The 13,010-nt window shown below is 70.5% G+C and carries 10 protein-coding genes; 5 read left to right on the plus strand and 5 right to left on the minus strand.

Features of this window, described 5'->3' with window-relative positions; genetic code table 11:
- Positions 1-80: 80 nt before the first annotated feature.
- Positions 81-1,355, plus strand: coding sequence for a YncE family protein (locus ABT147_RS37640; protein WP_502983229.1), 1,275 nt, complete (start codon positions 81-83; stop codon positions 1,353-1,355).
- Between the two features lie 114 nt (positions 1,356-1,469).
- The gene (locus ABT147_RS37645) at positions 1,470-2,093 is read left to right on the plus strand and encodes an ADP-ribosyltransferase (protein ID WP_502983230.1); all 624 of its coding nucleotides are present in this window, start codon (positions 1,470-1,472) and stop codon (positions 2,091-2,093) included.
- Positions 2,094-2,123: 30 nt separating this feature from the next.
- Here ABT147_RS37645 and ABT147_RS37650 read toward each other — a convergent pair whose 3' ends face one another.
- Positions 2,124-2,756, minus strand: a complete 633-nt coding sequence (locus ABT147_RS37650) for a GNAT family N-acetyltransferase (RefSeq protein ID WP_351414887.1) — start codon at positions 2,754-2,756, stop codon at positions 2,124-2,126.
- Positions 2,757-2,818: 62 nt separating this feature from the next.
- Here ABT147_RS37650 and ABT147_RS37655 point away from each other — a divergent pair, with 62 nt between their 5' ends.
- From ABT147_RS37655 to ABT147_RS37665, 3 genes are all read left to right on the plus strand, one after another.
- On the plus strand, positions 2,819-3,733 hold the full coding sequence (locus tag ABT147_RS37655) for a helix-turn-helix domain-containing protein (RefSeq protein ID WP_351414889.1): 915 nt from the start codon (positions 2,819-2,821) through the stop codon (positions 3,731-3,733).
- A 71-nt stretch (positions 3,734-3,804) separates the two neighbouring features.
- Positions 3,805-4,017 carry an EF-hand domain-containing protein gene (locus tag ABT147_RS37660; protein ID WP_086800233.1) on the plus strand — a complete coding sequence of 71 codons (213 nt, stop codon included), beginning with the start codon at positions 3,805-3,807 and terminating at the stop codon, positions 4,015-4,017.
- Positions 4,018-4,343: 326 nt separating this feature from the next.
- Complete coding sequence (locus ABT147_RS37665) at positions 4,344-5,006, plus strand: NADPH-dependent F420 reductase (RefSeq protein WP_351414891.1); 663 nt, start codon at positions 4,344-4,346, stop codon at positions 5,004-5,006.
- Positions 5,007-5,029: 23 nt separating this feature from the next.
- Here ABT147_RS37665 and ABT147_RS37670 read toward each other — a convergent pair whose 3' ends face one another.
- From ABT147_RS37670 to ABT147_RS37685, 4 genes are read right to left on the minus strand one after another with little or no spacing between them, the layout of a single operon-like run.
- Complete coding sequence (locus ABT147_RS37670) at positions 5,030-8,923, minus strand: ATP-binding protein (RefSeq protein WP_351414893.1); 3,894 nt, start codon at positions 8,921-8,923, stop codon at positions 5,030-5,032.
- 28 nt (positions 8,924-8,951) lie between these two features.
- A complete protein-coding gene (locus ABT147_RS37675; protein ID WP_351414896.1) occupies positions 8,952-9,509 on the minus strand; it encodes a glycoside hydrolase family 25 protein in 558 nt (185 codons plus the stop codon).
- 26 nt (positions 9,510-9,535) lie between these two features.
- A complete protein-coding gene (locus tag ABT147_RS37680) occupies positions 9,536-10,798 on the minus strand; it encodes an McrC family protein (protein WP_351414898.1) in 1,263 nt (420 codons plus the stop codon).
- Positions 10,795-12,987 (minus strand): McrB family protein, encoded by a 2,193-nt coding sequence (locus tag ABT147_RS37685; RefSeq protein ID WP_351414900.1) that lies wholly within the window; start codon positions 12,985-12,987, stop codon positions 10,795-10,797. Before ABT147_RS37685 ends, ABT147_RS37680 begins: the two co-directional genes overlap by 4 nt.
- Positions 12,988-13,010: the final 23 nt, after the last annotated feature.

Consider the following 13,010-nt stretch of genomic DNA (forward strand, 5'->3'; position numbering starts at 1 on the left):
CCCCCGGCGGCAGCCGCCACGCACCTCCGCCGATCGGTCCAATCGCCCGATTTCCCGCCCGACCTCCCTATAAAGGTCGCGTGACCACGCCCCGCACCCCCCTCACGCAGCGCACCCCCCGCACACAGCGGTCCCTCACACAGCGCACCCGTACGCAGCGCAACCTCGTGCGGCGCACGATCCTCGCGGCCGCCGCGCTCGCCGCCGTGGCCGCGTGCGGCGCCGAGACCAGGACCCATGAGCAGGAGCAGCGGATCCGGGCAGACCGGGCCGCCGCCGAAGCCGAAGCCGCCGAGCGGAAGAAGAAACAGCGGACGGCGGCCCGTGGACTGCACGGCATGCCGCCCGTGCTGGACCCCAAGGACGTCTACGCCGCCGACCGCCCCAACAAGCTCTCCCCGGTGGTCAAGGACTTCCCGTCCCGGGTGTACGTGCCCAACAGCGAGTCCGACACCGTCTCCGTCATCGACCCGAAGACGTACGAGATCATCGAGACGATCCCGGTGGGCCGCCAGCCCCAGCACGTCGTGCCCTCCTGGGACCTGAAGACCCTGTGGGTCAACAACAACCGGGGCCACACCCTCACCCCCATCGACCCGGCGACGGGGAAGGCGGGCAAGCCGGTCGAGGTGCACGACCCGTACAACCTGTACTTCACCCCGAACGGCGAGTACGCCGTCGTCATGGCCTCCCTCGACCGCGAACTCGTCTTCCGCGACCCGCACACCATGAAGCGGGTCAGGACCGAGCCGGTCACCTGCTACGGCGTCAACCACGCCGACTTCTCCATCGACGGCACGTACTTCATCGTGTCGTGCGAGTTCAGCGGTGAGCTGCTGAAGGTCGACACCGAGAAGATGAAGGTGATCGGACAGCAGAAGCTGCCGTTCGAGGGGGCCATGCCGCAGGACGTGAAGATCTCACCGGACGGCAGACGGTTCTACATCGCCGACATGATGGCCGACGGCATGTGGGTCCTCGACGGCGACAAGTTCGACGAACCGAAGCTCCTGCCCACCGGCAAGGGCACCCACGGGCTGTACGTCGGCCGCGACTCCCGCGAGATGTACGTCTCCAACCGCGGCGAGGGCACCGTGTCGGTCTTCGACTTCACGCAGAACAAGCTCACCAAGAAGTGGCACCTCCCCGACGGCGGCAGCCCCGACATGGGCGGCGTCTCCGCCGACGGCAAGGTCCTGTGGCTCTCCGGCCGCTACGACTCCGAGGTGTACGCCATCGACACCCGCACCGGGGAGCAGCTCGCCCGCATCCCCGTCGGCAGCGGCCCGCACGGACTCGCGGTGTACCCGCAGCCCGGCCGCTACTCCCTCGGCCACACCGGCATCTTCCGGTGACCGTCGGCCGGCCTCGGCGTCTGCCGGTGACACATGACAACCGGGCGGGCTGACACGCCGCCGTACGAGTGACGGTGCCCGGCCCGGCGCCGCGCGCCCGAGATCGTGATCGGCATGATCACAACTCGTCTGCGGCGCCGGGCCGCCGCCGTCGTCCTGTCCCTCTCCGCCGTCCTCGCGACCTCCGCCGCGACCGCTCCGGACCGGACCCCCGCCTCGACACCGGCCTCGACCCCGGCCAAGGCCGCCGCCCCCACCTGCCCCCGGTTCGAGGACCCGGTCCACGCCGCCGTGGACCGCCGCGTGGACGTCGACCGCATCACCCCCGACCCGGTCTGGCGCACCACCTGCGGCACGCTGTACCGCAGCGACAGCCGGGGCCCCGCGATCGTCTTCGAGCAGGGCTTCCACCCCAAGGACGTCATCGACGGGCAGTACGACATCGAGCAGTACGTCCTGGTCAACCAGCCCTCGCCGTACGTCTCCACGACCTACGACCACGACCTGTACAAAACCTGGTACAAGTCCGGCTACAACTACTACATCGACGCCCCCGGCGGCGTGGACGTCAACAGGACCATCGGCGACCAGCACAAGTGGGCCGACCAGGTCGAGGTCGCCTTCCCCGGCGGCATCAAGCCGGAGTACGTCATCGGCGTCTGCCCCGTCGACAAGAAGACCAAGACGGAGAAGATGAGCGAGTGCGAGAGCAACCCGCGCTACGTGCCCTGGCACTGAGCCCAGGGGCGCTCGCCCCGCCCGTCCTGCTCATCGGGCGCTGAGCAGGAGCTCCGAGCCCACCGGCAGATAGCCCGCCGCCTGGAACGCCCGCACGCTGCGGGCGTTCCCCGGCGCGATCTGCGCCCACAGCGGCTCGGCGACCAGATGCCGTGCGGCGGTCACCAGCTCCCGGCCCAGCCCCCGGTGCCGTACGGCCTCGTCCACCTCGACCGACACCTCCAGCCGCCCGGCGATCCCGCGGCCCGTCGTCAGGACACCGCCGTCCGCCGCCCACACCCGTACGTCGTCACGGCGCCGCCGCGCGTACGCGACACGGGGGTGCCCGGCGTCCTCGATCTCCTTCAGCGGCAGCGGCGGTTCGCCCGGCAGGGGCGGGGCGACCAGCATCGCGTCGATCGTCTCGGACGTACGGTCCGTCCGTGCCATGAGGGCCGCCAGGAACCGCGGGTTCATGCTCGCGGACAGCGCGTCGCACTCCGTCGCCGCGAGCGTCTCGTACACCCAGGCCGGATCCTCGTCCGTGAAGACGACGGAGTGGGCCGTGAAGCACAGGACCCCCGCGTCCCGGGGAGAATGCTGGGCGACGACGGTCGTACGGCCGTCCGCCGGCGGGAAGACCCCCCGGGCCGCCGCGTCCAGAATGCCCCGCAAGCTCTCCATCACCGGGCTCCTTCGCCGTGCGTCTTGAGTCTCCACCCACTGGAAGGCCCACACTCGCAGACATGATCGAGACAGACACCGGCCTTTTCACCATCGGGCAGCTGGCCCGCGGCTCCGGTCTGTCCGTCCGCACGATCCGCTACTGGTCCGACGAGGGCGTCCTGCACCCGGTCACCCGCAGCGCGGGCGGCTACCGGCTGTACGACGCCGAGGCCGTGGCCCGGCTCGAACTCATCCGCACCCTGCGGGAGTTGGGCCTCGGCCTGGACCACGTACGGAAGGTGCTCGCGGGCGAGACGACCGTCGCGGAGGTCGCGGCCACGCATGTCGCCGCGCTGGACGCGCAGATCCGGGCCCTGAAGGTGACCCGGGCGGTGCTGTCGACCGTGGCGCGACGCGGTTCGACCGCGGAGGAGACGACCCTGATGAACAGACTGGCCAGGCTGTCCGCCGCCGAACGAGGGCGGATCATCGACGACTTCATGGAGGAGACCTTCGGAGGACTCGACACCGCCGACCCCGACATCCGTACACGACTGAGGTTCAGCCTCGCGGATCTGCCGGAGGACCCGACGCCCGAGCAGGTGGACGCGTGGGTGGAGCTGGCCGAGATGCTCCAGGACCCCGGGTTCCGGACGCGGATGCGGCAGGCGGTCGAGTTCAGCGCGGCGGACCGGGGGCCGGACGTACCGGCGGGCACGTCGTTGTGGTTCATGAGCCGTCTGGTGCAGCTCGCGGGGGAGGCGCTGCGGGACGGTGTCGACCCGGCCTCGCCCGCCGCCGAGGAGGTACTGACCGGGCTGCTCGGCGATGCCGACTGGCCCGTCCTGCTGGAACGCATCATGTCGGCCGCCCACGCCGAGCTCGCCCGGTTCCGGGAGCTGGCCGCGCTGGTGCGGGGCATGGATCCGCTGTCGGCGCACACCGAGGAGTTCGCGTGGGTGGTCGCCGCACTCCGCGCCCGGGTGGCCGGTTAATCTGACCTGCGTCAGTAGGACTGTCGGCAGTACTGCCTGGAAGAGGCAGGGCACCAAGAAGGGGCGGATCGGTGGCGGACATCGAGGCAGCGCGCAAGGAGTTCCAGCGGATCGACGCGGACGGGGACGGTTTCATCACCGCCGCCGAGTTCAAGACCGCCCTGGCCCAGGAGGGCGACTGGAACGTCACCGAGTCCGTGGCGGAGGTCATCATCCGCACCCGCGACCTCAACGGCGACAAGCTCCTGTCGTTCGACGAGTTCTGGGCCCACCTGAGCAAGTGAGCCGGGGCTAGGCCCTGTCGTCACATTCCCGCCTGCCCCGCGACGCCATGCACGCACTCTCGCCGCACCGGGCCCTGACCCAAGTACGTCCAGTACGCGGGTCAGGGCCCGGCACGCCGAGAGCACGCACCTGACGCCGCGGGGCCGCCCTCCGGGCGACGGCGGGAATGTGACGACAGGGCCTAGGGGCGCCCACCGTCGCGGCACAGGACGGGGGCGCCCCTTCGTCGTGCCGGGAGCCGGAATAGCGCAGGGCGACCCTGAGTTGCAGCCCAGTGATGCATGCACATGCATGTAAGTGGGCAATATCACCCAAGGGGCTTGTCATGAAGATCGGCATCATCGGTGCGGGCAACATCGGCGGCAACCTCACCCGACGGCTCACCGCCCTCGGCCACGACGTCTCCGTCGCCAACTCCCGCGGCCCGCACACCCTCACCGACCTGGCCGAGGAGACGGGCGCGACCCCGGTCGCGGTACGGGACGCGGCACGCGGCGCCGAGGTCGTGGTGATCACGATCCCGCTGAAGGCCGTCCCCGACCTGCCGTCCGGCCTCCTCGACGAGGCCGCGGAGGGTGTCGCCGTCATCGACACCGGCAACTACTACCCCCGGCAGCGCGACGGCAGGATCGCCGGGATCGAGGACGACGGCCTCACCGAGAGCCGCTGGACCGAACAGCACCTCGGCCACCCCGTCATCAAGGCCTTCAACGGCACCTACGCCCAGGACATCCTCGACCGCCCCCGCCCCGCGGGCGCCCCCGACCGCATCGCCCTCCCCGTCGCCGGCGACGACGACACGGCCAAGTCCACGATCCGCGCCCTCATCGACGAACTCGGCTTCGACACCGTCGACGCCGGCGGCCTCGACACGTCCTGGCGCCAGCAGCCCGACACTCCCGTCTACGGCCTCCGGGCCGGCGTCGAGGACGTGACCAAGGCGCTGTCCGAGGCGTCGCCGGAACGCAAGCCGGAGTTCCGGGGCTAGTCCGGCAGACCGACGCGGCCCCGTCACTCCACGGTCAGCCGGGCGTGCAGCAGTGTCGCCCGGCTGAGTTCGGTGCCCGGAGCGTGCTCCTCGTTGAAGAGGGCGACGAGGCCGCGTGGGGCCAGCGACCACTGTTCGTCGAAGTCCGGGACAGCCCGCAGATCATCGAGGAGCGAGGACACCACGTACGCGATCTCGGTGGGGCGGTCGCCCCATCCGTCGCCCCACCAGAAATGCTGGTTCGCGGCACAGGGCGCGGGAAAGACGAGTCCTTCGTCGGTCGTGATCCAGGCGGTGTCCTGCAGCACGACAGAGGCCAGTTGCCCGTTCGCGGGCAGCGACAGCGGGGCGTGGAACCGCCACCTGCCTCGCTCGGAAGCGTCACCGCCGGTACGAAGGGCGGGCATGCCGGTCAGGGGATCGAGGAAGAAGGCCTCCGCCTCGGTGCGCCGGGCGCGAGCGAGCGTGACGTGAGCCGCGGTCGGGTCGCACGCGACTAGGCGCTCGATCCACCGCTCGACCGTCGCGTCGGGTCGCTCGACCTCCGTGACGGCGCCGTACGGCAGCAGTTCCGGATCGTAGGCGCGGGCCGCCTGCAGAGCGGCGGCCGCGTCGGACTCGTAGCTGTCGCCGATCGCCTTCCAGCCCGCCGAGAGGAGCGCTCGATCCTCGGTCTCGGGGAGGGGGTGACCCGTGACGTCGGGGTGGGCGGCGACGACCGTGCGGTGCGCGTCAACGCTCCTGCCGTAGAGGCCGACGGTCCCTTCGACACCGCTGACACTCTGGTTGCGCATGGTGTTCGCCAGGTCGACGAGCGCCGCGCGGGCCTCCTCCGGGAGCGCGGCGTTCCGCGCGGCGCGCCGCAGAACCGTCTCGTCCTCGTCGGCCGGTACGCGGACGACGGCGGGCTCGGCGCCCGGCCGCCACTCGGTGACCAGCTCGGGCAGCCGCAGCAGGTTGGGCCACCAGGGAAGGGGCTGTCCCGCCAGGGTGCTGACGACGCCCCAGTAGGCCTCGTACTCGATGTAGGGACGCGCCGTGTCCGCGGCCCAGAGGGCGGGGCCCGTGATGCCCAGGTCCCCGTACAGGGAGCACACGGTGACGATGCCGTGAGTGTCCCGCTCCTTGGAGAGGGAGGCGGCCACGGCCGAGGCGGCCCCCCTCTCGGTGGTGTGCACGATACGGATGATCCCGATCTCGGTCGCCCAGTCGACGGCCGGGCCGTAGGGGGTCTGCGTGCTGCCGTGCCAGTGACCGGGCTGGAGATTGTCGGGCAGGGGTCGGCGGAGCAGGGCGCCCCGATGGGTGAAGGCCGGGGTTTCCGCTGCCCAGACGTAGACCGATGAGGCAGGCCACAGGGGGCTGCCCGTTCTCTCCCGGTCACCGTGTTGGGCGTCGGGCCGGGGAAAGTTCTCGTACCGCCGGGTGAGTCCGCGGACGGCGAACGCCTGGTGACCGAGGAGCCGACGGAGTTCGGTCCGGCCGAGGTACTGAGCGCGACGCATCCTGCGGTCCTGCCGGTAGCTCATGGGCGGAGGGCCAGGCCGGGCGGGCGGCGTCTCGCCGTCGTCCGGCGTGAGTGCCTCCGGGCGACCGGCCGCCGTCGGTGAACCCGCCGTGCCCGTTCCATGGGGTCGGACGCGGTGGAGCTGCCACGAGGTGCGGAGGCGATCCAGGGCGAGCCGCGCGCTGCCGGCCGAGACACCCAGTTCGAGGCGGGCGGCGCCGAGTTGTTTCAGGCGTCCGGTGTCGGTCAGCAGGCGGTTGGGGCCGGTCTCCTCGTCCGAGCGTCGCGGGACGAACACGTCGACCATGGTCATGGCGAACAGCATGTACGCGGAGAGTTCCGCCCAATGTGCCCGCAGGCCGTCGTCCGCCGGAGCCTCCTCCGACGCGAGGCGGTGCAGTTCCCGGTGGAGCGTCCGCCGGACGTCCGCGCCGGGGGCGACCAGCCGCAGTCTGTCCACGGAACTGTGCAGGTCGTGCAGAAGTTCTCCCCAGGGTGCGTCATGGGGCTGGGATCCGAGGACGACGCGGAAGCTGGAGAGGGTCTCGGTGACCTCTTCGAGAAGAAGACATCCGGCGATGCTGCGGAGATCGGTCGTGTCCGTGCGGTGCCGGATCTCGACGACCTTGCGGGTGAAGCGGATCAGATCGCGGGGGATTCCGCCGGAAAGGGCGTACACGAGGGCGACGAAGGGATCGGTGAAACCCGGAATCCGCGTCTGGAGCAGTTCCCTCGCCTCCTCCAGGGTGCGCGGCTCCAGGTGGAGGATGTCCTCCAGGGAACTGTCGGTGACGTCCCGGACGGGCAGACCTCGGCGGATGAAGGCCGCTCCGACGTCCTCCGAGACCGACAGCAGGAAGTACACGTTGGGTATCGCGAAGATCGCCTTGATCTCGGCGAGGAAGGCCCGGGCCTGTTCCGTCGAGCCGAGCCGGTCCAGTTCGTCGATGCCGATGAACACCTTGTGTTTGTTCTCGTGGCCGATGTACTCGCTGATGTGGGTGAGCAGTTCACGGAACTGTGTGACGAGTTCCGGATAGGTCAGAGGTCGGGACGAGGAACCGCTGGTGCGGGTCAGGCCGAGGGCGAGAGCGCTCATGGCGGTGAGTCCGGCGTTGTGGGTGGTTCCCGAGGTCTGCAGGTGCCGCAACTGGTGAAGGTGGTTGTGGCAGGCGCGCACGAGGTCTTTACGCCACAGGCTTGCGAACAGGGGGCGCGGCAGGCTCCGCGCGATGATCGCCACGCCCAGGAATACGAAGATCGTTCGGGTGATTCCCGGATGTTCCTGCCAGGCGGAGTGGTAGGCCTCCTGAAGCCGGCCCAGCCAGTGGACCGTCACGGCCCGACCCTCGGACTCGGCCCAGCGGTAGGTGCCTCTGGCCCAGTTCTCGAGGCCGACGGAGATCAGGAACAGTCCTGCGGACAACCTGATGAGTCGCGACACCCACCGTATGAGACGTCGGCCGAGGCGCGTGGGGCGTATACGCAACAGAAAGGGTTCGTCAGCGTTCTGGCCACAGTGAGCGAGGAAGCTGCGGCAGACCTGCTGGAACAGGCTCAGCAGGAATTCCTCCGGGCGGTAGTTGGCCGGAGTCTGCACGATCACATGGAAATGGCCCGGTACCCGAAGGCCTGCGAGGTTGCCCTCACAGGCCTTTTTCAGCAGCGTCGTCTTTCCCACTCCCCGGGGGCCGCAGAGGGCGATCGCCCCGCCGTCCATCTGGTCGAGCTTGTGGCGCAGCGCCTCCTCGGCACGGCTCGACACCCAGAAACTGGGGTCGTGGGCGTGCAGCAGCCCCCGGTGATGCCGCGTGACCAGAAGGGTGTCGTGCTCCGGGCCCAGGAGGTTGGTGATCTCGCGACGCATCCGAGGTACGAGCCGACGGCTCAGCCCGAAATAACACCAGTGGGCCAGATGCGGATATGCCTGGACAGCCCAACGGCACCACCGGAGATACAGGAACGCCGCCCACAGTTGACGCGCGAAGTTGTCCCTGCCGACCGGCTCATGGAAATCCACGAGCGCGCCGAGTGCCGCCCACAGGAGCAGGGCCATGTCGCCCCACCACGCCACCCCCACCGTCACGGACAGGACGGCGCGCAGGAGCGCGGCAAGGAGAACCATGGGCAGAAAGGGCCTTGAGGTGCACCGGGCCGCCGCGGTACGGAACTCGGCGCGGCTCCGGTCCAGTCGCTGCGCGAGACGCCACAGCCGGTCGTACCGCTCTTCGTCGTCCAGAACGGCGTTCGCGACAGTGTCCTCGCGCATGATGCCGCGCAGAGCCGACGCGTTGATCTCCGCGCGGTTCAGGGACAGATAGGTCTGGATGTCTTCATGCCTCAGCGCTTCCGCGACCGCGAGGTCGTAGAACATCCGTAGAGAGTCCGGCTCTTCGTCCCACACGCTCATGCCGGGCATTCTCGCGTGCGGTGATCACTCAGCCCCCCGCGGCCCACGACCTGAGCGCGGCCTTGCTCGGGAAGTCCGCCACGTTCCTGTCGATCGGGTTGTCCGTGTGCTGGTGGAAGCGCCACTTGGCCTTGATGCGGGGTCTGCCTGCGGTGACGTAGTCGGCGATCCAGAGGCCGTCGCCGGCGTAGGACGTGGAGTCGACGGTCAGCCAGTAGTGGCGGTTGCAGTAGAGCACCACCCGGTGGTTCGGGCGGAGTTCCTTGATCTTGCGCAGGAAGCGGTCCTTCTCGGCATTGCTCGCGTGCGTGCCCTCGCCCGTCGTCTCCCAGTCGACGGCGAGGATGTCGCCCGCCTTCTCCGGGGCCCTGCCGACGAAGTACTCGGCCTGGGCGGTCAGGTTGCCGGGCCAGAGGAAGTGGTAGTAGCCGACGACCAGTCCCGCCTCGCGGGCGGTCCTGGTCTGGCCGGTGAGTCTGGGGTTGGTGTAGGTGCGGCCCTCCGTGGCCTTGATGAAGACGAAGGAGAGGCCGGTGGTGTCGTAGGAGGAGGGCTGGTAGGAGCTGACGTCGATGCCTCGCAGCATGGGGGCCTCCGGGGTGGGGGGAGTCGTCAGTCGGGTGTGGGGGTGGTGATCCGCTCGGCCAGGGTCGTGATGTCCGCGAGGAGGATGGGGGGTGGGACAGCGAGGTCGAGGGTGTGGGTGGTGACGGTGATGCCGGATCGGCGGATCACGTGGGGGGTGGGGTCGGGGCTGTGGGGGGAGGCGCAGGCCGCGTAGATCAGGTGGCCTTGGGGGAGGCCGAGGACCGTGCAGTAGGCGAGTAGTTGGTAGAGGTGCGACGTGGGCGGGGCAGCGGGGGTGACGTACGTGTATTTCGCGTCCGCCACCGTGAGGGGGCTGCCCTTGCGGTAGAGGACGAGGTCGGGGCGGAAGGGGACGCGGGCGGCCTCGTCGAGGCGGTGGTGGGTCTCCTGGGCGGCGCAGCGGATGCCCTGACGGGCGAGGGCGGCGGTGAGGGTGACGGTCAGGAAGCGTTCGAAGACCGTCGGCATGTCGAGGAGGAAGCCGTCGGTGGGGAGCGGGCTGCCGCCCTCCGGCTGGGCCGCGCGGTGGGACAGGAGCAGCTCCGCGAGACGGAGGGCCGGGGCGTAGCGGGAGTTGAGGCGGGTCGGGGTCCAGGCGGGGAGCGGTGCGCCCGGGTGGAGGAGGTGGACCCCGCACAGGTGGTCGGTGAGGTGGCGCAAGGTGAGGCGGGTGGCGGCGGGGACGCCCGGGAGGCGGGCGGCGAGGTGCAGGGCGGCCAGAAGGACGCGGTTCTCCGCGATGTCCGGGGTGTGGTCGTCGTAGCGGACGGCCACCGGGAGGGGCAGGCCCACACGGCGGAGCTGGTCCGCCGTCCGGATCCGGCCCCTGACCAGCGGGAGATCCTCCTCGACCGTGCGGTAGCCGTGCAGGACACCGGACTCCAGGGTGCGGCGCGTGATGCGGGCGAGCAGGTCCGCGAGGGCGGGGAGCAGGTCATCGGCCGTGGCTGCGGTGACCGGGTCCGGGGCGGGGCGCCAGGGGTCGGTGGGGGAGTAGGAGAGCAGGAACAGCAGGTCGCGGACCGGGAGTTTGGGCCGCAGGAGGAGTTCGACGGTGCCGCCCGCCGGGGTGCGCAGCCGGACCAGGCCCGCCTTCTGGTTACCGGCCACGCGCCAGCGTCCGCCGGGGGCCGGGGTCAGCCGTACGAGGCCGGGGACGGAGAGCAGGCCCGCGACCTGGTCGGCCGTCAGTTCCCGTACGGTGCCGGGGCCGGTCTCGTCGACGGTGAGCCGGAGCGGGGGCGCGAGCGCCGAGGGCGGGGCGGTCGCAGGGGGCACGGCGGTCATGAGCCGAGCGCCGCGCGCAGGGAGGCCAGACCGTACTCCTCCTCGACGTCCACGCCCGTGCCGTACAACTGGTCCTCCAGCAGCGGCAGGATCTGCGTACTCCAGATCAGGTCGAGGCCCTCGGGGCGGGCGACGCCCGGTTTCATCAGGTACGAGGGGCCGATGGCGCGGTCGGCGTCGCCGAGGCGGCGGTTCAGCTCGTCCAGGAGGCGGGCCGGGGCCTCCGGCAGCCCCTGCCGGCGCAGCCAGCGGTCCAGCAGGCCGAGGACCGGCCGCTTCTCGGGGGAGAGCCGACGGAAGGCGAAGCGGCGGCGCATCGCCGCGTCGACGAGCGCGATCGAACGGTCGGCCGTGTTCATCGTGCCGACGAGGAACAGATTGCCCGGCAGATGGAACGGGTCGTGCGGGCTGTACTGGGTGGTCACCGGCTCCTCGCGGTACTCCAGCAGGAAGTACAGCTCGCCGAACACCTTCGCCGGATTGGCCCGGTTGATCTCGTCGACGATCAGGACGTACGGGTTCGCCGGGTCCCTCCGCGCCCGCTCGGCCAGCAGCTTGAAGGGGCCCGGGACGACGTCGAACACCACCGAGCCCGAGCCGCCCGTCCCGCCCTCGCCGCGCACCGGGCGGAAACCCTCGAAGAAGTCCTCGTAGGTGTAGGACGGGTGGAACTGCACCAGCTCCACCCGGTCGGGCCCCGCCAGATGCCTGGCCAAGGCGCGGGCGAGGTAGGTCTTGCCGGTCCCGGGCGGGCCGTGGAACACGAGCTGACGCTGCTCCTGGAGCTGCCGGGCCGTCTCGCTCAGCCACTCCAGCGGCATGAGCAGCTGCTCGGCCAACTCCTCGGTGACGGCCGGTAGTTCGAGCGGTTTCGTCACGTCGGCCTCGGCGAGCTCCTCCGCGACGACGTCCTCCAGACCGGCGCGTTCCGCCAACTCGGCGGCCACGCTGCTGATGTCGTACACCGTCGGCGGCAGCGGCAGCCGTGCCTGCACCTTCTCGGGCAGCTCCGCGCGGACGAGCGGCCGCTCGGCGGTGGCCCAGCGCACCGGGCGGCGGCGGGCGTTGTCGAGTCCCTCGGAGGGGTCGTACGACGCCGGGCCCTGGACCGTGCCGACATGGACCTCGTCCGGCGTGACCGTGACGACCAGATCGCCCGGCCGCATGACGGTCAGGAACACATGCAGCTGGTAGGCGGCCTGGGCACGCAACTGGGCACTGGCGTCCGGCATCGCCTCCGCGACGGTCCGCCGGATGTGCTGCTTGTCGGCGCCGGCGGGGATCTCGGGCATTTCGCGCCAGGACATGGAGCAGTAACCCTGCCGGATCCAGGCCGGGATGTAGTCGTGGCCGTCCACGTTGTGGCCACGGACCAGCCAGCCGCGCTGGTCGTGCAGGACGGCGCCCTTGCGCCACTGTCCGACCCATGGTTCGTCGTAGAAGTCGACGGGTCCGCCCGTCTGCGCTTCGAGGACGCCGCTCAGCGCCAGCAGGTCCCGGTCGTCGTCGCCGGTGGGCTCGCGGAGCTCGTCCGTGAACGCCTTGACGATCTCGTGCTTGTGGTGAGCGCTGGCGATGGGCTGGTAGGTGTCCGGGAAGAGCGCGTAGAGGAGCACGTGGATCTGGGCGCGGCCCTTCTTGTGGCCGACCGAGTCCTGGATGGCCAGGCAGAGGTTGCGGAACTCCCATGGGTCGTCCAGCAGCGCCGCCCGTTCCGGCCGATCCGACTCGGCCAGCCGCTCCACCAGCAGGACCAGGATCTGGAACTGCGCCCACCGGTAGTTGAGGAAGCCCTGGCCGCCGTGGAGGAAGCCCTTCAGACCCGGCTCCAGGGTCTCCGGCACGACGACCGGCCGGTCGGACCAGGACAGCACCTCGCGGAGGATCTGGAGTTTCTTCGGGAGACCGATCTGCTCCGGTACCAGCGGGGCCATGTTGACGAAGAGCAGCTCGGCCGCGAGGACGATCGTCTCGTCGGGGGCACCGGCGAGCTGGCGGCTCAGCTTGACCAGGAAGGAGTCCGACGACTCGTCGGGCCGGTCCACGAAGCGGGCGCGCAGATCGGAGGCGGTGCGGCCGGTCCAGGCCTCCAGCTCCGGCGCGAACGCGGATCTCCCGGTCAGCAGCCCCTCCCGGAAGATCCGCCGCACCGCTGCCACGACATCGGTGCCGTCCGGCCTTCTCGCCACAGTCCCACCCGCCCCTCGCACAT

Source organism: Streptomyces sp. NPDC001868 (genome assembly GCF_040297125.1).
Classification (GTDB): Bacteria; Actinomycetota; Actinomycetes; order Streptomycetales; family Streptomycetaceae; genus Streptomyces.

Coding starts and splice junctions, on each gene's coding strand:
- ABT147_RS37645 (WP_502983230.1), top strand. CDS start 1,470: ATGATCACAACTCGTCTGCGGCGCCGGGCCGCCGCCGTCGTCCTGTCC.
- ABT147_RS37650 (WP_351414887.1), bottom strand. CDS start 2,756: ATGGAGAGCTTGCGGGGCATTCTGGACGCGGCGGCCCGGGGGGTCTTC.
- ABT147_RS37655 (WP_351414889.1), top strand. CDS start 2,819: ATGATCGAGACAGACACCGGCCTTTTCACCATCGGGCAGCTGGCCCGC.
- ABT147_RS37665 (WP_351414891.1), top strand. CDS start 4,344: ATGAAGATCGGCATCATCGGTGCGGGCAACATCGGCGGCAACCTCACC.
- ABT147_RS37670 (WP_351414893.1), bottom strand. CDS start 8,923: ATGAGCGTGTGGGACGAAGAGCCGGACTCTCTACGGATGTTCTACGAC.
- ABT147_RS37675 (WP_351414896.1), bottom strand. CDS start 9,509: ATGCTGCGAGGCATCGACGTCAGCTCCTACCAGCCCTCCTCCTACGAC.
- ABT147_RS37680 (WP_351414898.1), bottom strand. CDS start 10,798: ATGACCGCCGTGCCCCCTGCGACCGCCCCGCCCTCGGCGCTCGCGCCC.